We start from the raw sequence: 22,916 nt of genomic DNA, 5'->3' as shown, positions 1-22,916 counted from the left end.
CGTCAAAGCGTTTTTTATCTCTCAACCACCTCGTCAAATCTTTTCGGAAAACATCGTAAGATCAGATTCAATATTCAGGACAAATATCGAGAGATAACGACCTTACGGATCGCGCTAAAAGGCATGCCTGGCCAAATGTCACCATTACACAATACACAGAACGTTGTTCGCGATTTCGTATATGTCTGCAAAACGCATGCAAATCCATTTATCATACCATAGTGCAGGATGCCGGCGTTGCGTTCACTCGGACCAGATACAAGCAGTCCGCACCCGTATTCCATGTCTCCATAATGCGCGTCATTGGCAGAAAACCGGTTTGCGCTGCTGAGACGGCCATCTCGCAAGCGACCAGGCGAGAGCATCAGGTCGAGATGGTAAGGATCGAGAAGGGGTCATTTGCGGTAGAGGGCGAAATCTTACGCTAAGGCTGATCAGTTCACCCATTTGGTAATTCGGCGATCAAGCGATCGAACGCGGCAAGGTCGTATCGGTCCCGACGCCTCGTCTCCATCGGCATTTCTGACGGAAATCCGAACTGCACTCGTCCCGGGACTGCTCTATCGAGGGCAGAATACCATTGCATCAAAGGTTTCTGGAGGCGCACGTGTAATTCAAACTGGCGCCGTTGGCGTGTCTTATCCATTTGGGGGCCCGGTGAGATTCTGTTCGAAAACGTACGCTAAGGATTTTGGAGGGCGGATTACAGCCGAAGCGGCCTGAAATCGTCTCGGGGCTGCCCGATCTCGCTCCAAAGGTAATCACCTGTCAGGCCGATATGCTCCCAGCCCAGGGGGGCCACGTGGGCGAGCACATCGTCGGGCACCGCGATGCCCGTTTGACGAAGATGCCGCACGGCCCGATCCAGATAGACCGTGTTCCATAATGTCACCGCTGCTGTCACCAGCGTCAGACCGGACGCTCGGTGCCGTTGGTTTTCGAACGTGCGATCTCGCAGTTCGCCCAGACGATTGAAAAACACGGCGCGGGCGAGCGCATTACGCGCCTCACCCTTGTTGAGAACGCTGCCGGTTCGCCGTCGCTGCTCGGGATCATCGAACCAGTCGAGCATGAACAGAGTGCGCTCGACACGGCCAATTTCGCGCAAGGCGCGTGCCACAGGATTTTGGCGGGGATAACCTGCCAGCTTGCGCAACATGACCGAAGCCGTGACTGTTCCCGCACGGATCGATGCGGCCAGGCGCAGGGTCTCATTCCAGTCCTCCTCGATAGCCCGGACATTGATCGGACCCGCGACCAGCGGTCGCAGGGTGGGCCACGGCACCGGCGACGCAAGGCTGTAGAGACGACGTTCGTTCAGATCCCGGATACGCGGGGCGAACCGAAAGCCCAACAGATGACACAGTCCGAAGACATGATCGATGGCACCGGCCGTATCGGTCGCGTGCTCGCGAATGGTCAGTTCGCTTTCGTGGTTGAGTAAACCGTCCAGGACATGGGCGGCCTCTCCCGCATTCGCCGCGATGACCTTGGTGTGGAACGGCGTATAGCGATCGGTAACATGCGTGTAAAACAGGACGCCGGGATCCGTGCCATAGCGGCCGTTGTAGTCAGCGCGTGCTTCACCGCGGCCGCCAGCGCGAAAGAACTGGCCGTCGGACGACGACACGTCGCCATCGCCCCAGATACGCGCCATCGGGTGAGCTGTATGACAATTCACGATTGCCGCCAGCGCAGCGAGATACGTCTCATCGCGGACATGCCATTCGGTAGTCCATCGCAATCGAGACAGGGTCAGCCCCCGCGAGCTTTCGGCCATCCGACCTAGTCCCAGATTGGTAGCATCGGCAAGGATGGACCCCATCAGGGCAGGCTGGTCGGATGTCGGCTCGCCGCTTCGGGCATGGACAAAATGATCCGTGAAGCCCGACCATGCGGCGACCTCAACGAGCAGATCGGTGATCCGGACGCGTGGCACCAGGCCATATAAGCGTGCCTTGAGAATGTCAGCCTGATCAGCGGGCGAGCGGCGGAGCGGTGAGATCGTCAGCTGGCCGCGTTCGATCGTGACATCGACCAACGTGCCAGCCGACGCTGCTTGTTCGACAGCCGCCATACGGCCCGACATGATGGCCTGTCGGGCCGCAAGCCATGCCGAGAATGACGATGGTACCGCCAGTCCTAACCGGTCCTCTGCACGCATGATTGAAAACTCAGCCTTGGGCAACTGATAGTCGTCGAGCGTGCGGTAAGCCCGACTGCCATCCACCCAAATACTGCCCGATCCCAGCCGCTCCCGCAGATGAACCAGGACAGCAATCTCATAGGCTCGCCGGTCGATCAGGCCGTCACCGACACAAACGATCTTCGCCCATTGTGGCTTGAGGAAGGATAGTGGCACCCGTTTCGGCAGCACCGAACGCCCGTCACGATACATCTTCTTCAGCGCATCGATCCCGCCCAGCAGTGGATCGTTGCTGCGTGCGGCGTGGAAGGTAAAGGCAGCAAGAAAAGCGGGGAGTAATTTCCGCACAGACGGATAGCGTTCGACAACGTCGCGCAGATCGTCCTCGCTGGAACGGGTCAGGTCTTCGGCAATTTGTGCACTATGGGTTAGCCGATCCCATCCCAGGTGAGCCTGAATCGCCTCGACCGGATCGACACTCTCCTCTTTCGCCTTGAGCAGGACGCGAACCAGTTTGACGTGAATCCTCGCCAAATCCTTGAGCAAACGGGCTTGGCCGAGCAACCGATCTGACCGTGTTCGATCCGCGCGCCGAAAGAGGGAGCCGATCATCTTCTCAACCATGATGACTGCGGCGTCCGTGAGCGTCGCTTCCATCTCGATCACAAAAGCGATTAGCGTCGCGAGTTGTCGGCGGTGATCCAGCCGCCGGACGTGCTGCGTGGTGACAATTCCCGCAGTCCGCGCGATGACCGTATAGCGTGCAGCATGGATCCGGCGTAGCCGATCGGATTCGATCCCAACGGCACGCACTTTATCCAGACGGTCGATAATGCCTTTCAGATTGCTGGCAGAAGGCGACTCAGACCAATCGCGCATCCAGCCCATCTGTGTCCGCTCCGTCTCACCGGGGGCAACAAGATCCTGAAGGGGTCGGTTCCGGCTGGGGGCGAGATGACACCCTAAGCATTTGCGTCCTTGGGCCAGAGGTATTCGCCGGTCAGAAGAATGTGCGCCCACCCGAGCGGTGAGACATGGGCAAGGAGGTGATCGGGCGTGTCGAGACCCTCCCGGCGCCGTGCTTCGACAGCATGACCAAGGTGCAGCGTGTTCCAGTAGATGATGATGGCCGTGATCAGATTGAGGCCTGCGATCCGGTAATGCTGTCCTTCGGTCGTGCGATCGCGGATTTCGCCTTGGCGCCCGATCCGCAATGCATTCTTGAGCGCGTGGTGTGCCTCCCCCTTATTGAGGCCGACCTGAGCACGGCGTTGCATGCCGGCATCAAGAAGCCATTCGATAATGAACAGGGTGCGCTCGATCCGGCCGACCTCCCGCAACGCCGCCGCCAGATCGTTCTGACGCGGATAGGCTGCGAGCTTGCGTAAAATCCGGCTCGGCGCGACCTGTCCTGCGCTCATGGTCGCAGCACACCGGAAGAGATCGGGCCAATTGGCAACAATCAGCGCCTCACGCACCTTGCCACCGACCAAAGGTCTCAGGTCCCGAGGTGTGGCGGCGGAATCGAACACATACAGTTTTTTGGACGGTAGATCGCGGATACGCAGCACCAGACGGTAACCCAGCATCGCGCTGATCCCGAACAGATGGTCGGTGAAACCGCCTGTGTCGGCATACTGCTCCTCGATCCGCCGCCCGGCCTCGTTCATCGTCAGCCCGTCGAGGAGGTAGGGGGCCTCGTTGACCGTGACGGGGATCGTGCGCGAGGCAAATGGCGCGAAACGATCGTTTACATGGGTGTAGGCCTTGATGCCCGGATCATTGCCATACCGGGCGTTGATCGTGTTCATCGCTTCGCCCTGCCGCGCGGCTAGAAAGAACTGCCCATCGGCAGATGCGGTTGTGCCCATGCCCCAGACCTGTGCCATGGGAAGCTCCCCTTGGGCAGCGACCACGGCCGCGAGCGCCTGGTTCATCGCTTCACTTTCCACATGCCAGCGTGCCAGCCGGGAAAGCTCCCAATAATCGTGCGTGTTCGACGCTTCGGCCATCTTGCGCAGCCCGAGGTTCAGCCCTTCGGCGAGCAGGACATTGAGCAGGCCGATCCGATCGTCACAGGGTACGCCGGTGCGCAGATGCGTGAAGTGTTCAGTGAAACCGAGTGCCGTATCGACCTCCAACAGGAGATCGGTGATGCGGACGGGTGGCATTCGCCGATACAGGTCGAGCATCAGGGCCTCGACGCCATCCGGAACATCCGCAGTCAGGCGGTCGATCCGGAGCACACCGTCCTCGATGACGCCTTGCGGGATCGTCCCTTTACGGGCAGCGCGGCCCAGGCGGACGAGCCCATCAGCGAGACGCGCCTTGCGCTCGGCCAGCCAGACATGCGGGTCGGGTGAGACCGCCAGCGTTGTTGCCAGCGCGACCGGCATCGGCACCAGGACCTCCCGGAGATCGCCATATCGGTGCGACCGTTCGATCCAGATATCGCCGGCACGCAAAGCATCTCGCAGGTGAAACATCACCGCCACTTCCCGTAGGCGCGCGTCATCGTCGCTTTTCACCCGCAAATGACGGCGCCACTTCGAATGAGGGCGGAGGAAGGCATCACCTGCCGAAATGGCCCCCTTGATCGCGATGGCTATAGCCGCGTCCAGCAGCGGGCGGCCAACCGGCGCGGCTTCGAGCGTCAGGCACCGCAGCATGCGCGGTGCGTAGCGGCGGAAGCGATGATAACCCTGATCGACATGGGCCAGCGGATCGTCACCCAGCGTGTCTGTCAGTTGCATGCCAGTGGCGACGAGGCGGGTCAGCTGCTCCCATCCGGCTGAATCCGCGACCGCCTCTTCCAGAGAGGCACCGTCTCCGTAGGCGGCGAGGAGCGACCTACCCAGAGTGGTGAAACTGCCCAGCGTTTCGGCCACGGACGTTCTTGCGTCTGCGATCCGCGCATCATGTAACTGTTTCGCCTCCCGCCAGGTGCGGCTGACGATCCGGTCATGAGTTTCGATAATAGCGTCGGCGGTCGCGGTGCCCCACTCAATGATGCATACAGCGAGAATGGCACGGCGCCGCTCGGCGTTGATGTCACGTAATCCATCGGCAAAATAGCGCTCCCCCTGACGGCGCAGACGAGCGACGCGATGCGGCGCAACGCCTGCCAGCAATCGCGTATCCAGATTCACTGCACGCAGAAATTCCAGGCGATCCAGCAACCGGTTTGCCGCGGCCGAATTGTTGCCCGGCTCGATCCGCCGCAACCAGATGAACCGGGTGATTCCGCCCGGCAGTATTTCGGTCGTGAGGTCGTCCAGCCGAGAACAGGCGGCGGGATCAAGCTGCTGGGCGATTTTCTTCTCCATCCGCCGCTCGGCGGCGACGAGCGCATCCGCGCACAGACGCTCAATGGTCGAGATCGCAGGCAAAATGGTCATGGTTGCGCGGCAGCGGGCGATGAAACGTCGAGCGAGATCCTCGTTCGATCGCGCCTGTTCGGCTTCGACGGACAGCCAGTCTCGGAAAGCCTGGGCGCGAGCACCCTGGCTGGGAAATGTGCCGTATCCGTAGATACGGCGTAAGGCTTCCATGTGCTGCTGACGTGTCTGACGTCGCACGGCATACCGGACAAGCGTATCTCCGGCGATACCGAGCTGGGCACCGAGAAAGGTGGAAATGACCTGCGGGATCAGTTCTCCCGGCGCCAGGCTCCGTCCAGGGTAACGCAACGCGCACAGTTGCAGGGCGAAACCAATCCGGTTCTCCGGACGGCGTCGCTGATTGACATGGATCAGATCGTCGTTTGCCAGGATGTAATGCTGGAGCAGCGCTACCTCATCGACCGGCAGATCGAGCAGGGCCGCTCGTTGCCGGTCGATGAGGATATGACGTCTAGGCATACACGATTGTCCCAGTTGAACAGATGTCTGTTTTGGACAACACTGACCCCACGTCAATCAAGGGTTTGTGGGGCATAAATCCGGAGGGGTTCAATTGGGACAACGCGCGGTCATCTACGCCCGTGTTTCGACGGCGGACCAATCCTGCGAGCGGCAGTTGCGCGATCTGACGGGTTTTGCCGAGCGCGGCGGTTACGAGGTGGTCGGAACCTTCCGCGAAACCGCATCCGGCATGAAGGCAAACCGGGCCGCGCGAACCGAAGTGATGAAACTGGCGCAAGCACGTCGGATCGATGCGATCCTCGTGACTGAGCTGAGTCGTTGGGGTCGCTCGACGCAGGACCTGCTCGATACGCTGAACCGTCTGTCGGGCTGGCGCGTGTCGGTCGTCGCAATGAGCGGCATGACTTTCGAGGTTGATACCCCGCACGGTCGGATGATGGCGACGCTACTCGCCGGTATCGCTCAGTTTGAACGCGACATGCTGAGCGAGCGAGTCCGCTCGGGCCTCGCCGCCGCCCGGGCACGTGGTCGCAAGCTGGGACGCCAACTTGGCGATCGGCCAAAGTCTGATCGGCTCGCGCCCAAGGTACTCGCCCTGGTCGAGGAGGGACGCAGTTATCGGTGGATCGCCCGCGACCTCGGGCTCAGCAAAAACACAGTAGCTGCGATCATTGGGCGATCGCGCCTGGAGTCGGTTTCTGATATCGGAATTACGGGGTGAGCGGGGCTAGACCCATGACCTTGCCAAGATGGCAATATTCACTCTTCTCTCGAGCGTCAGCGTCTAAATTTAGCAAACCAAAAAGCAAACGCACCTTACAAGGATCACTTGCCCGAAGTGACCGATGGAGGCTGATATGGCGATAACACGGAGGTTCCCATGTCAGAGCTTCTTCTAACCACTTGCGACAGCGGTCGCGGCCATCTGCTCGCGGCCGGTATCGGCGATCGCGTCATAACGTTTGTCCGCCGATTGGCCGAAGGGCCGATCCCGGCATCGGGCCCGCCAGAACGCTTCTTCACCGATCGCCGTGCCCTATATGAAGCTGAAGGATTACCCTTTGAAGACTGGTGGTTCGACGTCGAACCCAAGGGCGTACCCTCACGCGAAATCCGCGTTTGGTCCGGCCTGCCGGATCTGGCCCGTCAGTTCGACCAGGTGACGTTCTGGATCGATCCTGATCCCAACGCACAGCTGACCTTGATCCAGCTGCTCGACTGGATCGGCCACATCCCGGAGATCCTGCCCAAACTGCGCCTTAAGCAATCAGAGGAGCGTTTGGGCGCTCGCAACCCGGGAAACTGGTTCATGCCGCCCGTTCCCATCACGATCAAAGACGTAGGGCTGGCGTCCCGCGCCTGGGCGGCATTCCGCACCTCCACTCCGCAAGCCTGGGCTGCACTGCTGAACGAGGATCTTGGTCGCTTGCCAGGCCTGCGCAACGCCGTCCTCGGCATGCTCGACGAGTTGCCGGACGCATCAGGCCTCGGCGCCGGCGCGCGACGCATATTGCGCCTGACCGAGCGATACGAATGGTGGGACAAGATCGAAGCGCGCGGAGAAGCGGTCGATTACCCGTTCAAGGACAAGGATCGCCCGGCAACGGCGCTGCTTCAGAGGGTAGGACAGGTCAGCACCCGCATGGCACCCGGTTTCTGGGAGTTCGGCCAGACGATGTGCGCGCTCGGCACAGCGCACATGCCCGCGTTGGCGGGCATCACTGAGACGTCGTTTGACCTTGCCATGCATGATGACGAGACCCGACGGCGGACATTCATGGAATCGCCGGTCACTCTGACAGAATTTGGGCGCCGGGTGCGGGACGGTGCGGCAAACTGGTCGCAGCACAACCCGGTTCACCGTTGGTGGGGAGGCACGCGGCTTACCGGCAGCTCCCTATGGCGCTGGAACGGCGCCACGCAACGCTTGCTGGAACCTTGAGATTTTAAGCACAGCAGAACGCAAAATCAGACGTGCTGGCTTCCTGCCGTGCAATCGCCATTCTGCTTAGGGTGTCATTTCGCCCTCAGCCTGAACCAACCCCACATACAACGGGCACAGATATACGCTCACGAACAGACCAATGAACTTAAATGAAAATTCTTCCGGCTTCGGCAAACAGGTGTTTTCCGATAAGCCAAGCGTATATCTGTGCCCGTTGTATGTGTCACCCTCAGGCAGCCGCGGTATTTCGAAGATACGAAACCAAGAACTGTATAAAATCAAAATTTTATCTCAAGAGGAAGACGGATTATGAAAAGCGCGAGAACCTCTCTTTTCCTCGTCGGATTTATGCTTATTCCGAAGTCAGTCATTGGCAGTGATATACAGCGATGTATTCATGATACTATCATACTGCCTATGTCTAACAAAGGAGGATCTCCCCTTATTCCCGCAACATTGAACGGTATCTCATCACACCTTTTCTTTTCACCATATTCTACTAAAACAACCATATTTCAGCACAGAGGACTTTGGTTACAATCATTGTTCAACACAGAATACTATAATTTTACCGGTTTTGGTGTGGCATCTGAAGCGGATCTAAATTCTCTCAAATTGGGTCCTCTTGATATCACCAATGTGAGGGTTTTAACTTTCGATAAACGGCAGATTTCCGAAGCTAGATCCGCTGAGGCTCTCGGCATTGTGGGGTATGACATCTTATCTTTGTTTTCTGAATATATAGATAGTTCGAATCAGAACTTCTATATATTCAAGTATGGAGGAGAAAACTGTCCAAGTATAGGAAATATGTTACCCAATAGTACGTTAGTAAAACTAGTAAACACAGGAAATGTTAAACCGCAATATAACCAAGTTACCATAGTTATAGATGGTCATCCCATTGCTGCCAAAATATCATTCACGTCCAACCATAGTGCTGTCGCAATGAATACCGCTAAATCTATGGGTATTCCATTTTCTTCTTTTGCGAATGATCCCCATATGCGAGCCGCCTCTGGAAATATTTTATTGGGAGTTTATCATAAGTTTCGCGAACTTAAGATAGGTGACTTTACTGTTACTAATCCGAGATTAGCAGTTATGCGAGACGCCGAAGAAAATATCTTGGGTGAGGACATACTATATCGATTTAACATGATTCTAGATATACCGAACCAAGAGATATTTCTCTCGCCCGCCAATGTACCCTACCCTCCACCGAAAGCCACTGTTTCCTCCCCTACGGAAATGCGTGTCGCATCTACAGCGGTGGAGGAGGAACCGTAAGCGCAATGTAATATTAAGAGGTAAAGCTGCTGATTCGTCAATGAAATGGGCACCTCCATTTATCGATGATCTTGTCTGATCGTGGCTATAAGGGGGGGGACGGACAGTCTGTCCAAGGGTATTCCAAGGCTACTAACGAATGATTGAATCGTTTTGCTCAATATGTCTGGTCGTTCAGAGGGCAAGCTGTGTTCCACATCCGGGACCACTTCACGCCGCTCGCTGCAACGAAACCATCCGACCGACTATTTCTACGTCTCTCACAAATGATTGCACGTGAACATACTCACTTGCCTACAGGACTTTCTCCCATCTTGCGGAGCCAGTCGTTGAACGCCTCGGCCATCGCGTCCTGCAAACTCATGCCATGCTTGCGGGCAGTCATGTGCATGGCGAACGACATTTCCGGGCTGAAATAGCCCGTCATCGCCTTCTTGCCCTGGCGGCTCGGCGCAACCGGGCTACTACCCATCGCCGTGCCGCTGCTAGGCGCGATCAGTGTGTCCGCCTTGGTCTTCGCCGGCGACGGCGCGGAATCGCGATCCCGCAATGCAAGCAATGATCCTTTCCGGCTGCTCATACGCTAGCTCTCCACTTCTTTAATGATTGCATGTTTACATGATTGCATACCCACTTGTAAATCTGCCTCACCTCATCGGCCGCCTTACCGTTCGGCTCGATCTCCATCGCGGTCTTTCCCTCGGCCGCTGCGTGACGGAAGGCTGCGCGATCGGCCATATGGTGCGGGCAAGCCTTCAGCCCATAATCCTGCACAAGTTGCGCGGCCTCGTCATACATGCGCGGCGCAGTCGGGCTTCCCGCCGTGAAGATCACGAACGCGGGCTTGCCGCGCATCTTCACAAGACTGGCAGTCGTCTTGATCGCGGCTAAGTCGAACGCGCTCGGCCGACACGGGATCAGTACCAGGTCGGCCGCCTCGACGGCAGCGCTGGCTGCGCTGTCGGCATGAGGAGGGGTATCAATCACGATGAACGCCGCGCCCTGACCCGTCGCCTGCTTTATCTTGGGGGCGAGGCGAGGGGGGGCGCTGTCGATCACGACCGGGGGCGCATCTTGACGCCATGCCGCCCATTGGCTCGCCGTCGCCTGGGGATCGAGGTCAATCACCAGCGCGGTATGCCCGGCATCTTCGGCGGCGGTGGCCAGATGCAAGGCGAGGGTGGTCTTGCCGGCGCCGCCTTTCTGACTAATGATTGCAATTGTTGGCATGTGCATATCCTTACATGACCGCATGTTTGCATGTGGTCATAAGCGATAATCAGTCTTGCCGGCAAGAGGGGAAGCCCAAGGCAAGATTCATCACCTGCGCCTCTCAAAGAAAAATCTTGTTTCTAATCGCACGGCAATTCAGCGGCACGGACTTCGCCCCACTGGTTGGCTATGGATCAGCACCAAGCGCATCTATCCCCACATTCTCCGGGCAATAACCTGCTCCTCGACGCCTGAGGCATTGGCGTAGATGGCGGTGGTGGAGAGCTGGGCGTGACCGAGCCATTTCTGAACAAGATTGAGGGGAATGGCATTGGAGACGGCCGCCACCCCAAAAGCATGCCGTAGCCCCTTGGGCGACGCCGCCACGCCGGATAGCCCGGCTTCCTCCATGACCGCATGCACAGCCCGCCAGCCGGTCATGCGCGACCAGGGCCAGAGACGGGTCTCTTGATGACGTGCGCCCTTGCGCTGAAGCGCGCGCAACCCATGGACCAGATCGAGAGCGTCGAGCCGGGCAGGGGGGACGGGCACGGCGCGATAGATCCCCGCCTGGCGTTTTTTCAGGGTCTCGAACACCAGGACGCCAGAGGCGAGATCGACCCGATCGGCTGTCAGCGCCAGAGCCTCGGACAACCGACATCCCGACCAGGCCAGGGTCATGCACAAGGTCCGCGCCTCACGCGGTGCCAGCTCGGCCGCTTTCAGGAAACGATCGCGCTCGGCAATGGTCAGATATTTTCGCGCGCCCTTCGGATCAAAGAGCTGCATCCCTCCCACAGGCGCCGAGTTACCTGATCGAGGTGCAGGAGGCCGCGCCTCCTGCAGTCCCATTCCATCGCGTTGCCGCGATGGGACCCTGGGGGCGTGTGAGGGCAGAGCCCTCATCCCTTTCTGTTTCACATACTGTCCTTCCGTGCCCGATAGCCCCGCTTCATTTTCTGCCCCAGCAGGTCCTCAAGAGCACCCTGGGCCGCGCCTCGATCGCGATAGAGGGCCGCACGTAATTGGCCGCCTGTGCCGATCCGTCCCCAGTGACGGATGAGGGCGGTGCCGCCGAAGAGATCTTCCTGCAAGGAGAGGCGGTAAAAGCGCCAGCAATTGGCGGTGGCGTCGATGCGCGCGAGATCGGCCTCTTCAGGGAAGAGGCTAAGCTGGGTGAGGGGGCGGGACGAGGCCTTTTGAGACGCTTTGGGCATTTATCCGCGAGAACTGTATCACAATCGGCAGAGGGAAGACAGCGAGATCGACCGGAAGATCAGCGTTTTCGGGGATATGTCAGAACGGGAAGACAGACGGCGGCGGCGCGCTGTGATACACTATTTCTAATAGTGTATCAGGGTATACCTTAGTGTATCAGGGAGCCTGTAGCTTGTGAAAACTTGTCTCCTCCAGTCCCAGAGCGGATCAGCCGGACCTGGTCGACTTTCAGACCGCCATATTCCTTGCCCCATCGATATAATGTCTGCTCGGCAATGCCTACTTGTCGGCACGCTTCCTCCGCCGTGGCACCTCGACCAACCTGAACCTAGATCTTATGCAGCCTCGCGACAATCTGCTCCGCCATAGATCTCTGTCGATCCATCGTCTTATCCATCAGGACTCTTTTCCGAAATGGATCAATTTTTCTAGGGCAGACCACAACCTTCCTGAATGATTTGTGCAGTCATCCATAAAAGATGACGTTGACTAAATTAGCCTATCAGCAATATGATATTTCCATGCTTTCACCAGATCAGTGCCGCGCGGCGCGAGGCTGGCTTGGCTGGTCGCAAGAGGAGTTAGCGCGACGAGCAAAGATTGGCCACAGCACCTTGAAAGATTTCGAGAGCGGCAGACGTACGCCCATGCGAAATAACCTAGAGGCTCTTCGAGCCGTACTAGAAAACGCGGGGGTTGGGTTGCTTATAGACGAGCAGAATCGCCCTTACGGTATCACGGCAAATTCGAAGGGAACGTGAAGGATGGATAGTTAGTGATAAAACTCCCGCATCCCATTCCTTACCAAGGCAGCAAACGCCTCTTGGCACCCCTTATTGGACGTTATATTCCTGATCGGATCGACACTTGGTACGAGCCCTTCGCAGGCTCGGCAGCAATGTCCCTTTGGGCTGCGGCAAAACGAAATCCACGGCGGATCGTGCTCGGCGACTCGCTGGCTCCGATGATGCATCTTTGGCAAGCCATCCTCGCTCACCCGGGTCAGACCGCTTCTCGTTATACTGAGATATGGATGGGGCAAACGGCGGGAGACCCCGATTACTTTAACCGCGTGCGCGAGCGTTTCAACGAAAACAGTGATCCGGTTGACCTGCTCTATTTGCTTTGTCGCTGCGTTAAGAATGCCGTCCGGTTCAATGCCAAGGGTGCGTTTACGCAGTCGGTCGATAAGCGGCGGCTCGGGATGCGCCCTGATAAAATGCGGGCTGCTATCGAGGGAGCGTCTCGCCTACTGAGCGGAAAAACGGAAATCCGCGCTAGCGATTGGGTGGATACGTTGGTCGATGCAAAGCCGGGGGACTTCATCTATATGGACCCGCCTTATCTGGGCACCTCCATAGGCCGGGACCGGCGCTACGCCGAGTGGATGACGCAAGAGCGGTTGGTAGCGGGCCTGCGCCCCCTCATCGCGCGCCGTATCGAGTTCGCGCTGTCCTACGATGGGATGTGCGGCGAGAAGGTCTACGCCCCGCCGCTGCCGGATGATTTGCGGCTGGTCCGCCTCAGCCTCCACGCCGGGCGCTCCAGCCAAGCGACGTTGAACGGCGGCACAGACGAGACGGTGGAGAGCCTCTACCTGTCCGAAGGCTTGGCGGAGCCGGTGATGGAAGTGCTGCGCCTAGACCGCTCACTCGCTCGCCAAGCGGTCCTCGCCTACTGAGGAGGCGCGCGCCGGCTAGACTCATGGCGGCGCGGTCCCGTATCCTAGGTACATGCCTGACGAGTCCGAGCCAAACATCGACCCCGCCGTCCGCGAGATGGCCGAACGATTCCTCAACAAAGGAAGCAAGCGGGGCAAAGTCTTGCTCAACGCAATACTCCGCAACGGCTCCGTGACGACGGAGGAACTCGAAGCAGCAGGATATAGGGATGCCGCCAGCGCGGCACGCGACGTACGGGATGCGGGCATTCCGTTAATCACGGGCGAAGCCAGGAGCAGCACCGGAGGCCGGACCGGGCGATACACCCTTGGACGTGCCGGGGATATTGTTGAGGGCCGTTTCAACGGCCGGACCATTATCCCGAAGACAGTAAAGGCAAAGGTACTGGCTCACTACGGGCATGTCGATTGGCTTACTGGGGCGACCATGCCGGCCACCGCCCTGACTGTTGACCATCGCGTCCCTTTCCGGGTGCTGGGCGATCCCGAAATCCCTAATTGGCGCCTGGAAGAGCTTATGCCGCTGGACAAGTCCAGCCAGCGTTCCAAGTCCTGGGCGTGCGAAGCGTGCCTCAATTACAAGCTCCGCGAGCCGGAGACCTGCCGCAAGTGCTTCTGGGCGTTCCCCGAGAGTTACGAGCACATAGCGATGGAGCCAATACGTCGAACGGACGTGGTTTGGCGGGGTTCAGACGTGGTCCTACACGACGACATGAGTACCCGTGCAAAAACCGAGGGCGTCACCATGTCCGAACTGATGCTACGCTTGGCGCGGAAGGGCGAGGTATAAGTGAACCGTACCGGAAGTGACAGAGGTCAGTTCGCTTGAGTCTAATGCCTCATCTTCGTCAGTAACCGTGAGCTTGCCCCCTCGGAGTGGAGGGTTTTCTTATGACTACGCGGCGACGCGGGACGTATCCAGTGTTGCGGTGGTCATGATGATCCGGGCTTCGGCTGCTGCATGACAACAACCGGCTATAGCTTATCAGGCCCACAAAACTGTCCGAACGGAGGGGGCCACCTCTGGGTCCACTTCTCTTAGAAAACGGCAGAGCGTGCTGTTTTTGTCCTGCAACGGGCCAAATCGACCGACAATCACGGGAAGGGATCGAAAAAACATGGCGCTGATGCGGCTCTGTTGCAAAGGCGGTTCGGGATCTACACCTTCTGAAAAGCCCAAAAATCAGGTCCACATAAACCGCTCCAGCCTTTGCAACAGAGCCGCATCAGCGCCCTCAGCCGGAACCCACCCCATTTCAGAACCAGACAGATAATTTTTTCTTGTCACGGATACGACAAATCGGGTTCTATGTATTTTGGTTGCACTATAGGCAACCAAAATACAGCAAGGGATAATCCAAAATGGGAAATACTATTGCTATGGGTGTACGTCTCGCAACGTCGGACGTCAAGCCACTAACGGAAAAAGAATTGTCAGATGTCTTCGGGGGAATCACACCCGTAAAAAACAAGCCGACGGTAATAGTGGTCAGTGATGACCATGGAAATTCGAAAAAATATAACGATTAAGTGCATCCTCACATGAATCATATCTAACCATGACTCATGTGAGGATAACAATATTAAGGCCACAATGATGAATGATGGCGTTCTAATTTTTTGCGACAAATCAAACTCACACGGACAAACAATAGCAACAGCGTTACGGAATATCGGCGCGCAATCAACCCTCGTGGATAGAGATTTTGACTTAGATTTTTCTTTTTCTCCCCAAAATAGTGGAGATTTCTTCAAACTTGCTGATAGCAATCGAGTTATTCTTTGGATGTTCAAAGACAATTGGCCAGATGATATAGACTCCAATGTAACCCTCGAGAGAGATTTTTGTCGGACTGAATGGATGCATGCTCTTTTGGGCCTTCAGCAACTTGATAGAGATACTTTGTGGATTGATAAAAAAACAAACAAAGATAAAGCCTCATACAAAGTATATGCGCTAAAAAAAGCATTGGAATCTGGTCTTTTAATTCCCCCTAGTATCGTCTCAAACTCATATGACGAGATTGAAAATTTTACTATTGCGCATGATGAGGTTGTTTACAAAACCCTATCAAGTCCCTTTATTGGAAATAAAATAGTTTATACGTCATTAATGACTAGGCATGATATAGATTCATTCAGGAACTCTTGCAAAATAGCTCCTAATTTAATACAGAAGTATATCAAGAAAAAATATGAATTAAGATTGATCTGGTGTCTTGGGTCCATATCCGCGATAGGCATTGATAGTCAGAATTACGATCACGCCGTGATTGATTGGAGGAAAGAATCATTACGTCGCGAAATGTTTTTCGAGACCACTATACCAAAAGATTTAGTCCATAAGCTTAATTTGTTCATGAGACTTATTGGACTAAACTATGGCGTGATTGATATGATAAAAACCGATGAGGATGATTATATTTTTTTGGATATAAATCCAACAGGGCAATGGGACTGGATTGATGCACTTATCGGCTCGAATACTGCCCACAACGTCGCAAATGCAATCGTGGAATATTTGCGACAATAGCGGGAGAATACCTCATGCTAAAATTTAAAGCTACCGCAACAATACTGTTACTGATATTTGTTTTCAATGTCAGCGCCCATAGCGCTTTTTCCGCTGAAGCAATAAGCCATGACAGCAGTGAATTGAAAAAACTTTTCCACGAAGATCAGTCTGACCGCGCCACTCCAAACATTAACTGGAAAAAACTCTCAGAGGCTGATAATTATAGAATATCTATTGTAGAAAAAATGCTTAAAAACAATGGAATAAAGACAGGTCTTGACTATTATGAGGCCGCCTTCATAGAACAGCATGGAAGTAATCCAAAAAACTACTTGCTAGCACATATATTTTCTATTGTATCTCTATCAAAGGGATATAAAAGGGCCTCTTGGATCTCAGCAGCCACTCTTGATCGTTATCTTATAACGATAGGAAAGCCTCAAATATTTGGCACACAGACGCATTATGACCTAGATAAGAACGGTGATCCTATTGGAGAGGCATCAAGAGAACCGTTTGATTCCGAATTAGTTTCGGATAATGTGCGTAATGCTATGAATATTACGAATCTGAAAGATTTAGCAGAAAGATTAAGAAAAGAAGACTTTTCTTCAAATATTGAAAAGCAATGACATGACCGGCAGTAATATTAAAGTATTTAAGGATCGCTAAATATTATCTTACCACAAATATACTTTTGAAGCGCGCCGGTGGCCCGCGTTAGACCGCCCTGCACAAACAAGTTAGGAAAATAATTAATATTGCATCGCGAATACATAACCACTTCTCTGAAGAGTTTCACCTCGGTGCGTAACAATAATCCTCGTAGTTTCTATGCTAACAAGATTATTTTCAATGGACTGCTCTGCCTTGACATCAAGATTGCTAGTTGCTTTATCTAAAAAGAGGATTTTAGGCTTACGATAGAGGGCACGGGCTAAAATAATACGCTGCCGTTGGCCTCCTGAAAGAGTGTGCCCCATTTCACTGACAAGCGTATCAAAATTCATTGGCATTCTCTGAATATCGGCTAAAATTTGTGCGTCTCTTGCACATTCCGCCACTCGGATAAGATCGATATTCTCGTCAAATCCCGCAATATTCTCCGCAATACTACCCGACAATAGAATATCGTCCTGAAGCACTCCCGCGATCTGAGACCGATATGCTTCGCGGTTAGATGGTCCGATTACAACACCGTTCCACAGAACCTCCCCTTCTTCCGGCTGAACCAACCCCATCAGGATCGCCAACAATGTCGATTTTCCGCAGCCCGACGGCCCCGTGATTGCAAGGCTTTTCCCAGCTGGAACTTGCAAATTTACATTTCTAAAAACCCCAGTTATCTTCCTTGCCATACCGGTAGCCTACGTTCCGACACTCGAGGACTGCTCCGTCAGTCTCAGTTTCAGAGGCAGGAAAAGCAGCAAGCTTAGAGCCCCTGTCACCCTCCGACACCTCGGCGTCGGCCAACGCAATATCCGACAGTCGGTCACACTTTACGCGCAGATTTCTAATCTTGAATCCAGCAGTTACCAGACTGCCGAAACGGCTGGAAAACTGGTCGCGATAACCCAGGAAAGCCACCAGCATTCCGACCGACATCTCCGCTGAAAGCACCATTCGCGCCCCTAGGCTCAGGACTCATAGCCAGAACATGACGGTGGCGGCGAGGCAGATGGCGGAATGGAACACGACAGGGCATCTATCGTAGCGCGTGGCGACGCGGCGCCAGTCCTTCAGGCGCCCGAACATGATCTCGATACGATTGCGGCGGCGGTATTTGCGCTTGTCATATTTGACGGGTTTCCCGCGGGATTTTCGTCCTGGAATGCAGGGTTTGATCCCTTTTTCCTCCAAGGCATCCCGAAACCAGTCGGCATCGTAGCCGCGATCGGCCAGGAGCCACTTTGCGGCAGGCAGATCATCCAGAAGGGCAGCAGCACCAGTATAGTCGCTGATCTGCCCTGCCGTCATGAAGAACCTTATCGGGCGACCGTTCTTGTCCGTTACCGCGTGCAGCTTGGTATTCATGCCCCCTTTGGGGCGACCGATCAGGCGGCCTGCACCCTCTTTTTTACCCGCAGGCTCGAGGCCGTGCGGTGCGCCTTCAGATAGGTCGCGTCGATCATGATCGTCTGGTGATCTGACCTGCCCGCCGCCAGACCATCCATCATCCGGACAAAGATCCCCGCTGCACCCCAGCGTTTCCAGCGATTATAGAGCGTCTTGGGCGGGCCATACTCCCACGGTGCGTCCCGCCAGCGCAGTCCGTTGCGGTTCACAAAAATGATGCCGCTCAGCACACGCCGGTCATCTACCCGCGGCCTACCGTGGCTTTTCGGAAAAAACGGCTCCAGACGGGCCATCTGCTCGTCCGTCAGCCAATACAGGTCGCTCATACCCAGTCTCCTCGCAGGAGCCTGAATCATATTCGACCGCCCAGATCAATGGGTCCTGAGCCTAACGACATATCCTCTCCCGTTGTACGCCAAGCGTGCAACGGGAGAGGATCAGAAATGCCCGCCTTCCCATTTCACCATCCCTTTCGGGAAAGCCCGATCCGAACTGTTCCGCCAGTGGGGGATCCCTTAGCGTATATCCGTGCCCGTTCTATGTGACGCCCCCATAACAGGATCATGGGGTTCAGGGTTTTTCCATGACGTTGGTTATGTAATTGGCGTCGCTGCGAAGGGCTTTGCATATGGTGTTGCAACCTCTTATGGTGGAATCTCCTAAATAACTTTAGGGTTGTTGCTATGCTTGATTTATCTTCTAATGACCTGCCGTTGATTGACTTAGATATAGAAGACTTGGACTTCATATCTGGCGCTATCCCATGGAAGAAGATTGGGGAAATGGTTTTACAGGGTGGCGAAGCTGCATATAATTTTGCTGGTGGAGTTTACGAAGGATTCAATTCTTTTTGAAAAACGCAACAGCAAAACTACTAGCGGAGCATAGTATTCCGCTAGTAGTTATTACAAATGCAATATCTACAACCTTGAATATACCTGAAGATAGTGGCAACAACATAAGTCATGGTATGATTTTTGTCCTTTTGTCCGGATTGTTGATTGCGCCTTTTATTGAAACTTTTGTATTTCAACATATAATATACAAGGCTTTTTACAAGAAACCATCAATTTATTTCATTTCATCTATATTGCTATTTTATACTATCCATATCGATGGAAGGGGATTTTTTGTTGCTCTGCTGCCAGGATTATTGGGTGGAGCAAACTTTTCGCTATGCTATTTTCGTGCAAACCGTATGAGATTAAATGCGTTCATGACAACATCACTGTCACATTTATTGTGTAATTCTCTCATAATAATTTTTGCTTGTCTGTTTTGGCGTTGATTGTGTTGAAAAGGTCCCGCTCGAGCTTCTGGTTGGTATTTCGGTTCGATATGATAACGTATAGGGAGCTGTAATATCAAAGAGCGTGGTCACTGACTCGTCCGTAATGTGACATTGCTGTTTATAGTGTGTCCTCCTAAACCCTCCCTACGGAAGGCTTCGGTACCGTACACGAAGATATTACAACAAACTCTATTGCAAAATTGGCATTCACGCATGCAGCCGGTTCTTGTGCAGGGCGATTGGCCTGATTGACTTCAAGGGACGGCATTTCCGGGGCTAGCGCCCGTGGCGACGATGGTTATGACCTGTGAGACGTCGATGCGGCGCTCACGGCGCATTGATGCTCTGGCCGTCAATCATCTCGGTTGCCGAACTGACTTAACGCCGTGCCAGTGTCCGAAATTAATTGGCAGCATTCGCTATCCACACCCAGATCGGACCGGATAGTGCCCTGGACTGATTACTTCGCAAAATGCGACATCCCATAGTCGACATATGCGCCCCGAATCCGGCATCAAGGGCGTGATCCGCTCTCATTCTTCATCCGTCATGTCAGACGGATAACGCTTCGTCTATCGGACAATTTCGACCACTCTGGCTCTCCGCTCTGGCGCCTACATCCAGAGCTTGAATCACACTTCTCATAGTTTCCAAATAGGATCTAAGCGTAACTATAAAACTTCTAGAAAAATGTCGAAACATTTCCAAAAATTTACTATTAAATACTGAAAATTACAGAATATATTTTTTGTGTAACCAACTGACGAAAGGTATTCAAAATGAACGATATCCAGACCCTCAGTGACGACGATTTTGATCATATCTCTGGCGGAGTGAACTGGGGATATGCCGGTGAGGCTGCATTATATGGTATCGTTGGTGCTGCCGCTGTCGCAGCAGCACCGTTCATTGCCGGTTCAGCGATTGGTGCAGGTGCGGCGGCTGGATTTGCGGTAGGTGGTGCATCTCTCGTGGCTGGAGCCACATGGCTAAGACAGATGGCCGAATAGTAATAATTATAAATAACACTTGCGTATAGATAAGCTATACGCAAGTGTTATTTCGCACATGGAATGAATAACATGATTCGTCTAGAAATTCAGGCAATTTGCAGTGGCGTGTTGATATATTTTTTGGGCTCATTATGTAGCGTTTTGAGTCATGCGTATAATATAACGAAGACGACTCCCCAATCGTCATCATACACTATTGTTTCTTTGGTGGCGATCTTGGCTTCTTGGATAATTATTTCGTCTTACATGAATAATAGAAAAATTCGTGAAAAAAGCCAAAGGTCTGTTAGCGATTTTCTTATGGTATCTTCAGTTCTTCTGTTGACAGTGGTTTTTTCTATTTAAAAATTTTCCGGAATTGACTACGCGTTAGGCTCAGGACGTATAGCTAAAACATGGCAGTTGCAGCGGAGAGGAATGCTTTCTATGTTGAAAGCTAGGGTCTATTAGATCTTACATTACCGCCAGCAGTCCGATTCTCATAATCGCTCGGGTCATGCCGACAGTTCGGATGAACAGTCCCGTCTGAGAATTCTGATCAGCGAAGACGTGCTCGACCCGAGATCGGATGACCGATTTTCCTGCGTTGACCCTCTGGATATGCTGAGGCATCGGTTTGAGATGCGGCTTTTTTCTGTGAACCTTCGAGACAAAGCTCTGCGTTTCCATGACGTCTTCATTGGCCTTTGAGCGGTAGGCCATGTCGGCCCATACTGCGGGGACCGTATTGGTTTTATCCAGCAGACCTTTGCGCAGTCTGGCGCCGGCATGCGCCGTCCGCCATTTACGGATCGGCTCTTTTGCAAAGTCGGTCTCCCTGTTTGAAACCGGCCACGGTTTTGGCGTGGGACATGGTGTATGAGTGACTTCAAGGGACGACATTTCCGGGGTGAGGTGATCCTGTGGGCTGTGCGGTGGTATTGTCGCTACAGGATCAGCTATCGGGATCTTGAAACCATGCTGGCCGAACGCGGCGTCAACGTTGATCATTCAACGATCTACCACTGGGTCCAGCGTTACGCGCCTGAGATCGAAAAGCGCCTGCGCTGATACTGGAAACGCCCGGGCTTCACCCGCAGCTGGCGGATGGACGAGAGTTATATCAAGGTCAGGGGAGTATGGGCGTATCCGTATCGGGCTGTCGACAGAAACGGCAATACGATCGATTTCTATCTCTTGCCGACCAGGAATGCCAAGGCTGCGCAGCACTTTCTGGGCAAAGCGGTGAACGGTCTGAAGGACTGGGAGAAGCCCGAGACGATCAACACGGACAAGGCCCCGACCGACGGCATCGCGATCAGCGAACTCAAAAAAGACGGAAAACTGCCGGATATGGTGGAACACCGTCAGGTGAAATATCTGAACAACGTAATCGAGGCCGATCATGGCAAGCTGAAACAGCTGATCAGGCCGGCTCGTGGTTTCAAAAACCTGAAAACCGCTTGCGCCACGATCAAGGGTTTCGAAGTCATGCGCGCCCTGAAAAAGGGGCGAGCCAAACCCTGGCAGCAGGAAAAGGGTATCATGGGAGAAATGCGCCTGATCGAGAGGCAGTTCGGGGTCTACACATTCTGAAAAGCCCTGAGCCTCGAGTTTGCGCTAACAATCCAAGATTTTGCAACAGAGCCCCTGGGACTGTCGGATCGGGGGTGCCCGATGCCAAAACAATCTGGCTGTTTCGCGAGCGTCTGACCCAGGCGGGGGCCATCCAAACACTGTTTGACCGGTTTGATGCTACCCTGCGCAACGCCGGGTATTTGCCGATGTCCGGCCAGATTCTGGATGCCACACTGGTGGCCGCTCCAAGGCAGCGCAACACGAATGCCGAGAAAGCGGATCTTCGGGCAGGCCAGATCCCCGAAGGCTGGCAGGACAAGGCGTCAAAGCTGTCCCACAAGGACAGGCATGCGCGCTGGACGCTGAAGTTCACGAAAGCAAAACGGCAGGAAGATGGAACCATGCCGACCATGGACCTCGCCATTCCGTTCTTTGGCTATAAATCGCACATCTCCATCGACCGGAAGTTCCGGTTCATCCGAAAATGGAAAGCGACGGATGCCGCCGCCAGTGATGGTGCGCGATTAAGAGCGATTAAGAGAGGGGCTGTTAGATAAAGCCAATACGGCCTCAGGCGTCTGAGCAGACACGGCGTATCGCTCGAAAGTCAATGAGGCCTTCATGGAAAAGGAGGGTTTCGTCTCGAAGGTCCACAGGAAAAAGCCGCATCTCAAGCCCATGTCCCGCCACACCCAGCAGCCCAACGCAGAAAAATCGGTGATCCAGTCGCGTGTCGAGCACGTCTTCGCTGATCAGAAATCGCAGACGGGTCTGTTCGTCCAGACCGTGGGTATCACCCGGGCCACCATGAAGATCGATCTGGCCAATATCGTCTATAACATGCGACGCTTCCTCTTTCTGTAACCGGCCGCTCGAGGCCGCCTTCTGAGGTGTGTCGCTTGGGAGTAAGTTGACGTCATTATTGGCGTCAATACTGACGTCGCTTGTGGATGGTGACGATGCGGGCTGAGATCCTGGTAGGTGTCGAGCGGCGGCGTCGCTGGACGGATGAGCAGAAGCTACGGATCCTGGCGGAGGTCGGGATCGACGGGGCCAGTGTGGCGGACGTGGCCCGGCGGCACGCTATCGCACGGCAGCATCTTTATCAG

At 54.6% G+C, this 22,916-nt stretch carries 20 protein-coding genes and 5 pseudogenes; 14 read left to right on the top strand and 11 right to left on the bottom strand.

The window, feature by feature from the left end; translation table 11 throughout:
- Positions 1 to 703 precede the first annotated feature (703 nt).
- Together ED655_RS15115 and ED655_RS15110 are read right to left on the bottom strand one after the other, a co-directional pair.
- Positions 704 to 3,166, bottom strand: a complete 2,463-nt coding sequence (locus tag ED655_RS15115; RefSeq protein ID WP_240993705.1) for a Tn3 family transposase — start codon at positions 3,164 to 3,166, stop codon at positions 704 to 706.
- Complete coding sequence (locus ED655_RS15110; RefSeq protein ID WP_122050933.1) at positions 3,109 to 6,006, bottom strand: Tn3 family transposase; 2,898 nt, start codon at positions 6,004 to 6,006, stop codon at positions 3,109 to 3,111. The genes ED655_RS15115 and ED655_RS15110 overlap by 58 nt, the downstream gene beginning before the upstream one ends.
- 94 nt (positions 6,007 to 6,100) lie before the next feature.
- Here ED655_RS15110 and ED655_RS15105 point away from each other — a divergent pair, with 94 nt between their 5' ends.
- The 3 genes from ED655_RS15105 to ED655_RS15660 all read left to right on the top strand — a co-directional run bounded on the left by ED655_RS15105 (position 6,101) and on the right by ED655_RS15660 (position 9,244).
- The gene (locus ED655_RS15105) at positions 6,101 to 6,730 is read left to right on the top strand and encodes a recombinase family protein (RefSeq protein WP_122050932.1); all 630 of its coding nucleotides are present in this window, start codon (positions 6,101 to 6,103) and stop codon (positions 6,728 to 6,730) included.
- Between the two features lie 159 nt (positions 6,731 to 6,889).
- Positions 6,890 to 7,951, top strand: coding sequence for a hypothetical protein (locus tag ED655_RS15100; RefSeq protein ID WP_122050931.1), 1,062 nt, complete (start codon positions 6,890 to 6,892; stop codon positions 7,949 to 7,951).
- Between the two features lie 312 nt (positions 7,952 to 8,263).
- Entirely contained in the window at positions 8,264 to 9,244 is a 981-nt protein-coding gene (locus ED655_RS15660) for a retropepsin-like aspartic protease (protein ID WP_162993565.1), read from the top strand.
- A gap of 286 nt (positions 9,245 to 9,530) precedes the next feature.
- On the opposite strand, the gene ED655_RS15095 is transcribed toward ED655_RS15660, so the two are convergent.
- The 5 genes and pseudogenes from ED655_RS15095 to ED655_RS16165 all read right to left on the bottom strand — a co-directional run.
- The gene (locus ED655_RS15095) at positions 9,531 to 9,824 is read right to left on the bottom strand and encodes a ribbon-helix-helix domain-containing protein (protein ID WP_122050929.1); all 294 of its coding nucleotides are present in this window, start codon (positions 9,822 to 9,824) and stop codon (positions 9,531 to 9,533) included.
- Complete coding sequence (parA, locus tag ED655_RS15090) at positions 9,821 to 10,474, bottom strand: ParA family partition ATPase (protein ID WP_122050928.1); 654 nt, start codon at positions 10,472 to 10,474, stop codon at positions 9,821 to 9,823. Before parA ends, ED655_RS15095 begins: the two co-directional genes overlap by 4 nt.
- A gap of 192 nt (positions 10,475 to 10,666) precedes the next feature.
- On the bottom strand, positions 10,667 to 11,245 hold the full coding sequence (locus ED655_RS15085; protein ID WP_205836064.1) for a tyrosine-type recombinase/integrase: 579 nt from the start codon (positions 11,243 to 11,245) through the stop codon (positions 10,667 to 10,669).
- 128 nt (positions 11,246 to 11,373) lie between these two features.
- Entirely contained in the window at positions 11,374 to 11,673 is a 300-nt protein-coding gene (locus ED655_RS15080; RefSeq protein WP_122050925.1) for a WGR domain-containing protein, read from the bottom strand.
- A 149-nt stretch (positions 11,674 to 11,822) separates the two neighbouring features.
- Positions 11,823 to 11,978, bottom strand: a pseudogene (locus ED655_RS16165) (transposase); the annotation flags it as partial.
- 175 nt (positions 11,979 to 12,153) lie between these two features.
- On the opposite strand from ED655_RS16165, the gene ED655_RS16160 reads away from it, so the two are divergent.
- The 5 genes from ED655_RS16160 to ED655_RS15655 all read left to right on the top strand — a co-directional run bounded on the left by ED655_RS16160 (position 12,154) and on the right by ED655_RS15655 (position 16,502).
- Complete coding sequence (locus tag ED655_RS16160) at positions 12,154 to 12,435, top strand: helix-turn-helix domain-containing protein (protein WP_122050924.1); 282 nt, start codon at positions 12,154 to 12,156, stop codon at positions 12,433 to 12,435.
- A gap of 14 nt (positions 12,436 to 12,449) precedes the next feature.
- Entirely contained in the window at positions 12,450 to 13,355 is a 906-nt protein-coding gene (locus ED655_RS15065; RefSeq protein ID WP_122050922.1) for a DNA adenine methylase, read from the top strand.
- Between the two features lie 52 nt (positions 13,356 to 13,407).
- A complete protein-coding gene (locus ED655_RS15060) occupies positions 13,408 to 14,145 on the top strand; it encodes an HNH endonuclease (RefSeq protein WP_122050921.1) in 738 nt (245 codons plus the stop codon).
- Between the two features lie 807 nt (positions 14,146 to 14,952).
- Positions 14,953 to 15,888, top strand: coding sequence for an ATP-grasp domain-containing protein (locus ED655_RS15055; RefSeq protein ID WP_205836062.1), 936 nt, complete (start codon positions 14,953 to 14,955; stop codon positions 15,886 to 15,888).
- A gap of 14 nt (positions 15,889 to 15,902) precedes the next feature.
- Positions 15,903 to 16,502 (top strand): hypothetical protein, encoded by a 600-nt coding sequence (locus ED655_RS15655; RefSeq protein ID WP_162993564.1) that lies wholly within the window; start codon positions 15,903 to 15,905, stop codon positions 16,500 to 16,502.
- A 123-nt stretch (positions 16,503 to 16,625) separates the two neighbouring features.
- Here the strand turns inward: ED655_RS15655 and ED655_RS15050 are convergent, their stop codons facing one another.
- Together ED655_RS15050 and ED655_RS15040 are read right to left on the bottom strand one after the other, a co-directional pair.
- Complete coding sequence (locus ED655_RS15050; RefSeq protein WP_122050918.1) at positions 16,626 to 17,228, bottom strand: ATP-binding cassette domain-containing protein; 603 nt, start codon at positions 17,226 to 17,228, stop codon at positions 16,626 to 16,628.
- A gap of 286 nt (positions 17,229 to 17,514) precedes the next feature.
- Positions 17,515 to 18,272 (bottom strand): IS5 family transposase gene (locus ED655_RS15040; protein WP_122050962.1). Its coding sequence is split into 2 segments (ribosomal slippage): positions 17,515 to 17,942 and positions 17,942 to 18,272, totalling 759 coding nucleotides; the frame shifts between segments, so codons are not numbered across the junction.
- 357 nt (positions 18,273 to 18,629) lie between these two features.
- Between ED655_RS15040 and ED655_RS15650 the strand changes: the two genes are divergently transcribed.
- Positions 18,630 to 18,800 (top strand): hypothetical protein, encoded by a 171-nt coding sequence (locus ED655_RS15650; RefSeq protein WP_162993563.1) that lies wholly within the window; start codon positions 18,630 to 18,632, stop codon positions 18,798 to 18,800.
- Positions 18,797 to 19,234 (top strand): CPBP family glutamic-type intramembrane protease, encoded by a 438-nt coding sequence (locus ED655_RS15035; RefSeq protein ID WP_162993562.1) that lies wholly within the window; start codon positions 18,797 to 18,799, stop codon positions 19,232 to 19,234. The genes ED655_RS15650 and ED655_RS15035 overlap by 4 nt, the downstream gene beginning before the upstream one ends.
- A gap of 425 nt (positions 19,235 to 19,659) precedes the next feature.
- On the opposite strand, the pseudogene ED655_RS15940 reads toward ED655_RS15035, so the two are convergent.
- Positions 19,660 to 19,830 (bottom strand): annotated as a pseudogene (locus ED655_RS15940) (transposase); the annotation flags it as partial.
- 186 nt (positions 19,831 to 20,016) lie between these two features.
- Here ED655_RS15940 and ED655_RS15030 point away from each other — a divergent pair.
- Positions 20,017 to 20,247 (top strand): hypothetical protein, encoded by a 231-nt coding sequence (locus tag ED655_RS15030; protein ID WP_122050914.1) that lies wholly within the window; start codon positions 20,017 to 20,019, stop codon positions 20,245 to 20,247.
- Between the two features lie 456 nt (positions 20,248 to 20,703).
- On the opposite strand, the pseudogene ED655_RS15025 reads toward ED655_RS15030, so the two are convergent.
- Positions 20,704 to 21,042: pseudogene (locus tag ED655_RS15025) on the bottom strand (IS5/IS1182 family transposase); the annotation flags it as partial.
- Between the two features lie 66 nt (positions 21,043 to 21,108).
- Here ED655_RS15025 and ED655_RS15020 point away from each other — a divergent pair.
- The 3 genes and pseudogenes from ED655_RS15020 to ED655_RS16155 form a co-directional block, all read left to right on the top strand.
- Positions 21,109 to 21,825 (top strand): annotated as a pseudogene (locus ED655_RS15020) (IS6 family transposase).
- Positions 21,826 to 21,879: 54 nt separating this feature from the next.
- A pseudogene (locus tag ED655_RS15015) lies at positions 21,880 to 22,671 on the top strand (transposase); the annotation flags it as partial.
- 86 nt (positions 22,672 to 22,757) lie between these two features.
- Positions 22,758 to 22,916: transposase (locus ED655_RS16155; RefSeq protein ID WP_205836065.1), on the top strand; the 159-nt coding region annotated here is incomplete at its 3' end.

The organism is Asaia bogorensis (assembly GCF_900465345.1).
Classification (GTDB): domain Bacteria; phylum Pseudomonadota; class Alphaproteobacteria; order Acetobacterales; family Acetobacteraceae; genus Asaia; species Asaia bogorensis_A.
Note: the sequence above shows the minus strand (reverse complement) of the source record. Positions and strands in the feature narration are given on the sequence as shown.

Coding starts and splice junctions, on each gene's coding strand:
- ED655_RS15100 (WP_122050931.1), top strand. CDS start 6,890: ATGTCAGAGCTTCTTCTAACCACTTGCGACAGCGGTCGCGGCCATCTG.
- ED655_RS15080 (WP_122050925.1), bottom strand. CDS start 11,673: ATGCCCAAAGCGTCTCAAAAGGCCTCGTCCCGCCCCCTCACCCAGCTT.
- ED655_RS15095 (WP_122050929.1), bottom strand. CDS start 9,824: ATGAGCAGCCGGAAAGGATCATTGCTTGCATTGCGGGATCGCGATTCC.
- ED655_RS16160 (WP_122050924.1), top strand. CDS start 12,154: ATGACGTTGACTAAATTAGCCTATCAGCAATATGATATTTCCATGCTT.
- ED655_RS15050 (WP_122050918.1), bottom strand. CDS start 17,228: ATGGCAAGGAAGATAACTGGGGTTTTTAGAAATGTAAATTTGCAAGTT.
- ED655_RS15060 (WP_122050921.1), top strand. CDS start 13,408: ATGCCTGACGAGTCCGAGCCAAACATCGACCCCGCCGTCCGCGAGATG.
- ED655_RS15650 (WP_162993563.1), top strand. CDS start 18,630: ATGCTTGATTTATCTTCTAATGACCTGCCGTTGATTGACTTAGATATA.
- parA (WP_122050928.1), bottom strand. CDS start 10,474: ATGCCAACAATTGCAATCATTAGTCAGAAAGGCGGCGCCGGCAAGACC.
- ED655_RS15660 (WP_162993565.1), top strand. CDS start 8,264: ATGAAAAGCGCGAGAACCTCTCTTTTCCTCGTCGGATTTATGCTTATT.
- ED655_RS15110 (WP_122050933.1), bottom strand. CDS start 6,006: ATGCCTAGACGTCATATCCTCATCGACCGGCAACGAGCGGCCCTGCTC.
- ED655_RS15055 (WP_205836062.1), top strand. CDS start 14,953: ATGAATGATGGCGTTCTAATTTTTTGCGACAAATCAAACTCACACGGA.
- ED655_RS15655 (WP_162993564.1), top strand. CDS start 15,903: ATGCTAAAATTTAAAGCTACCGCAACAATACTGTTACTGATATTTGTT.
- ED655_RS15030 (WP_122050914.1), top strand. CDS start 20,017: ATGAACGATATCCAGACCCTCAGTGACGACGATTTTGATCATATCTCT.
- ED655_RS15085 (WP_205836064.1), bottom strand. CDS start 11,245: ATGCAGCTCTTTGATCCGAAGGGCGCGCGAAAATATCTGACCATTGCC.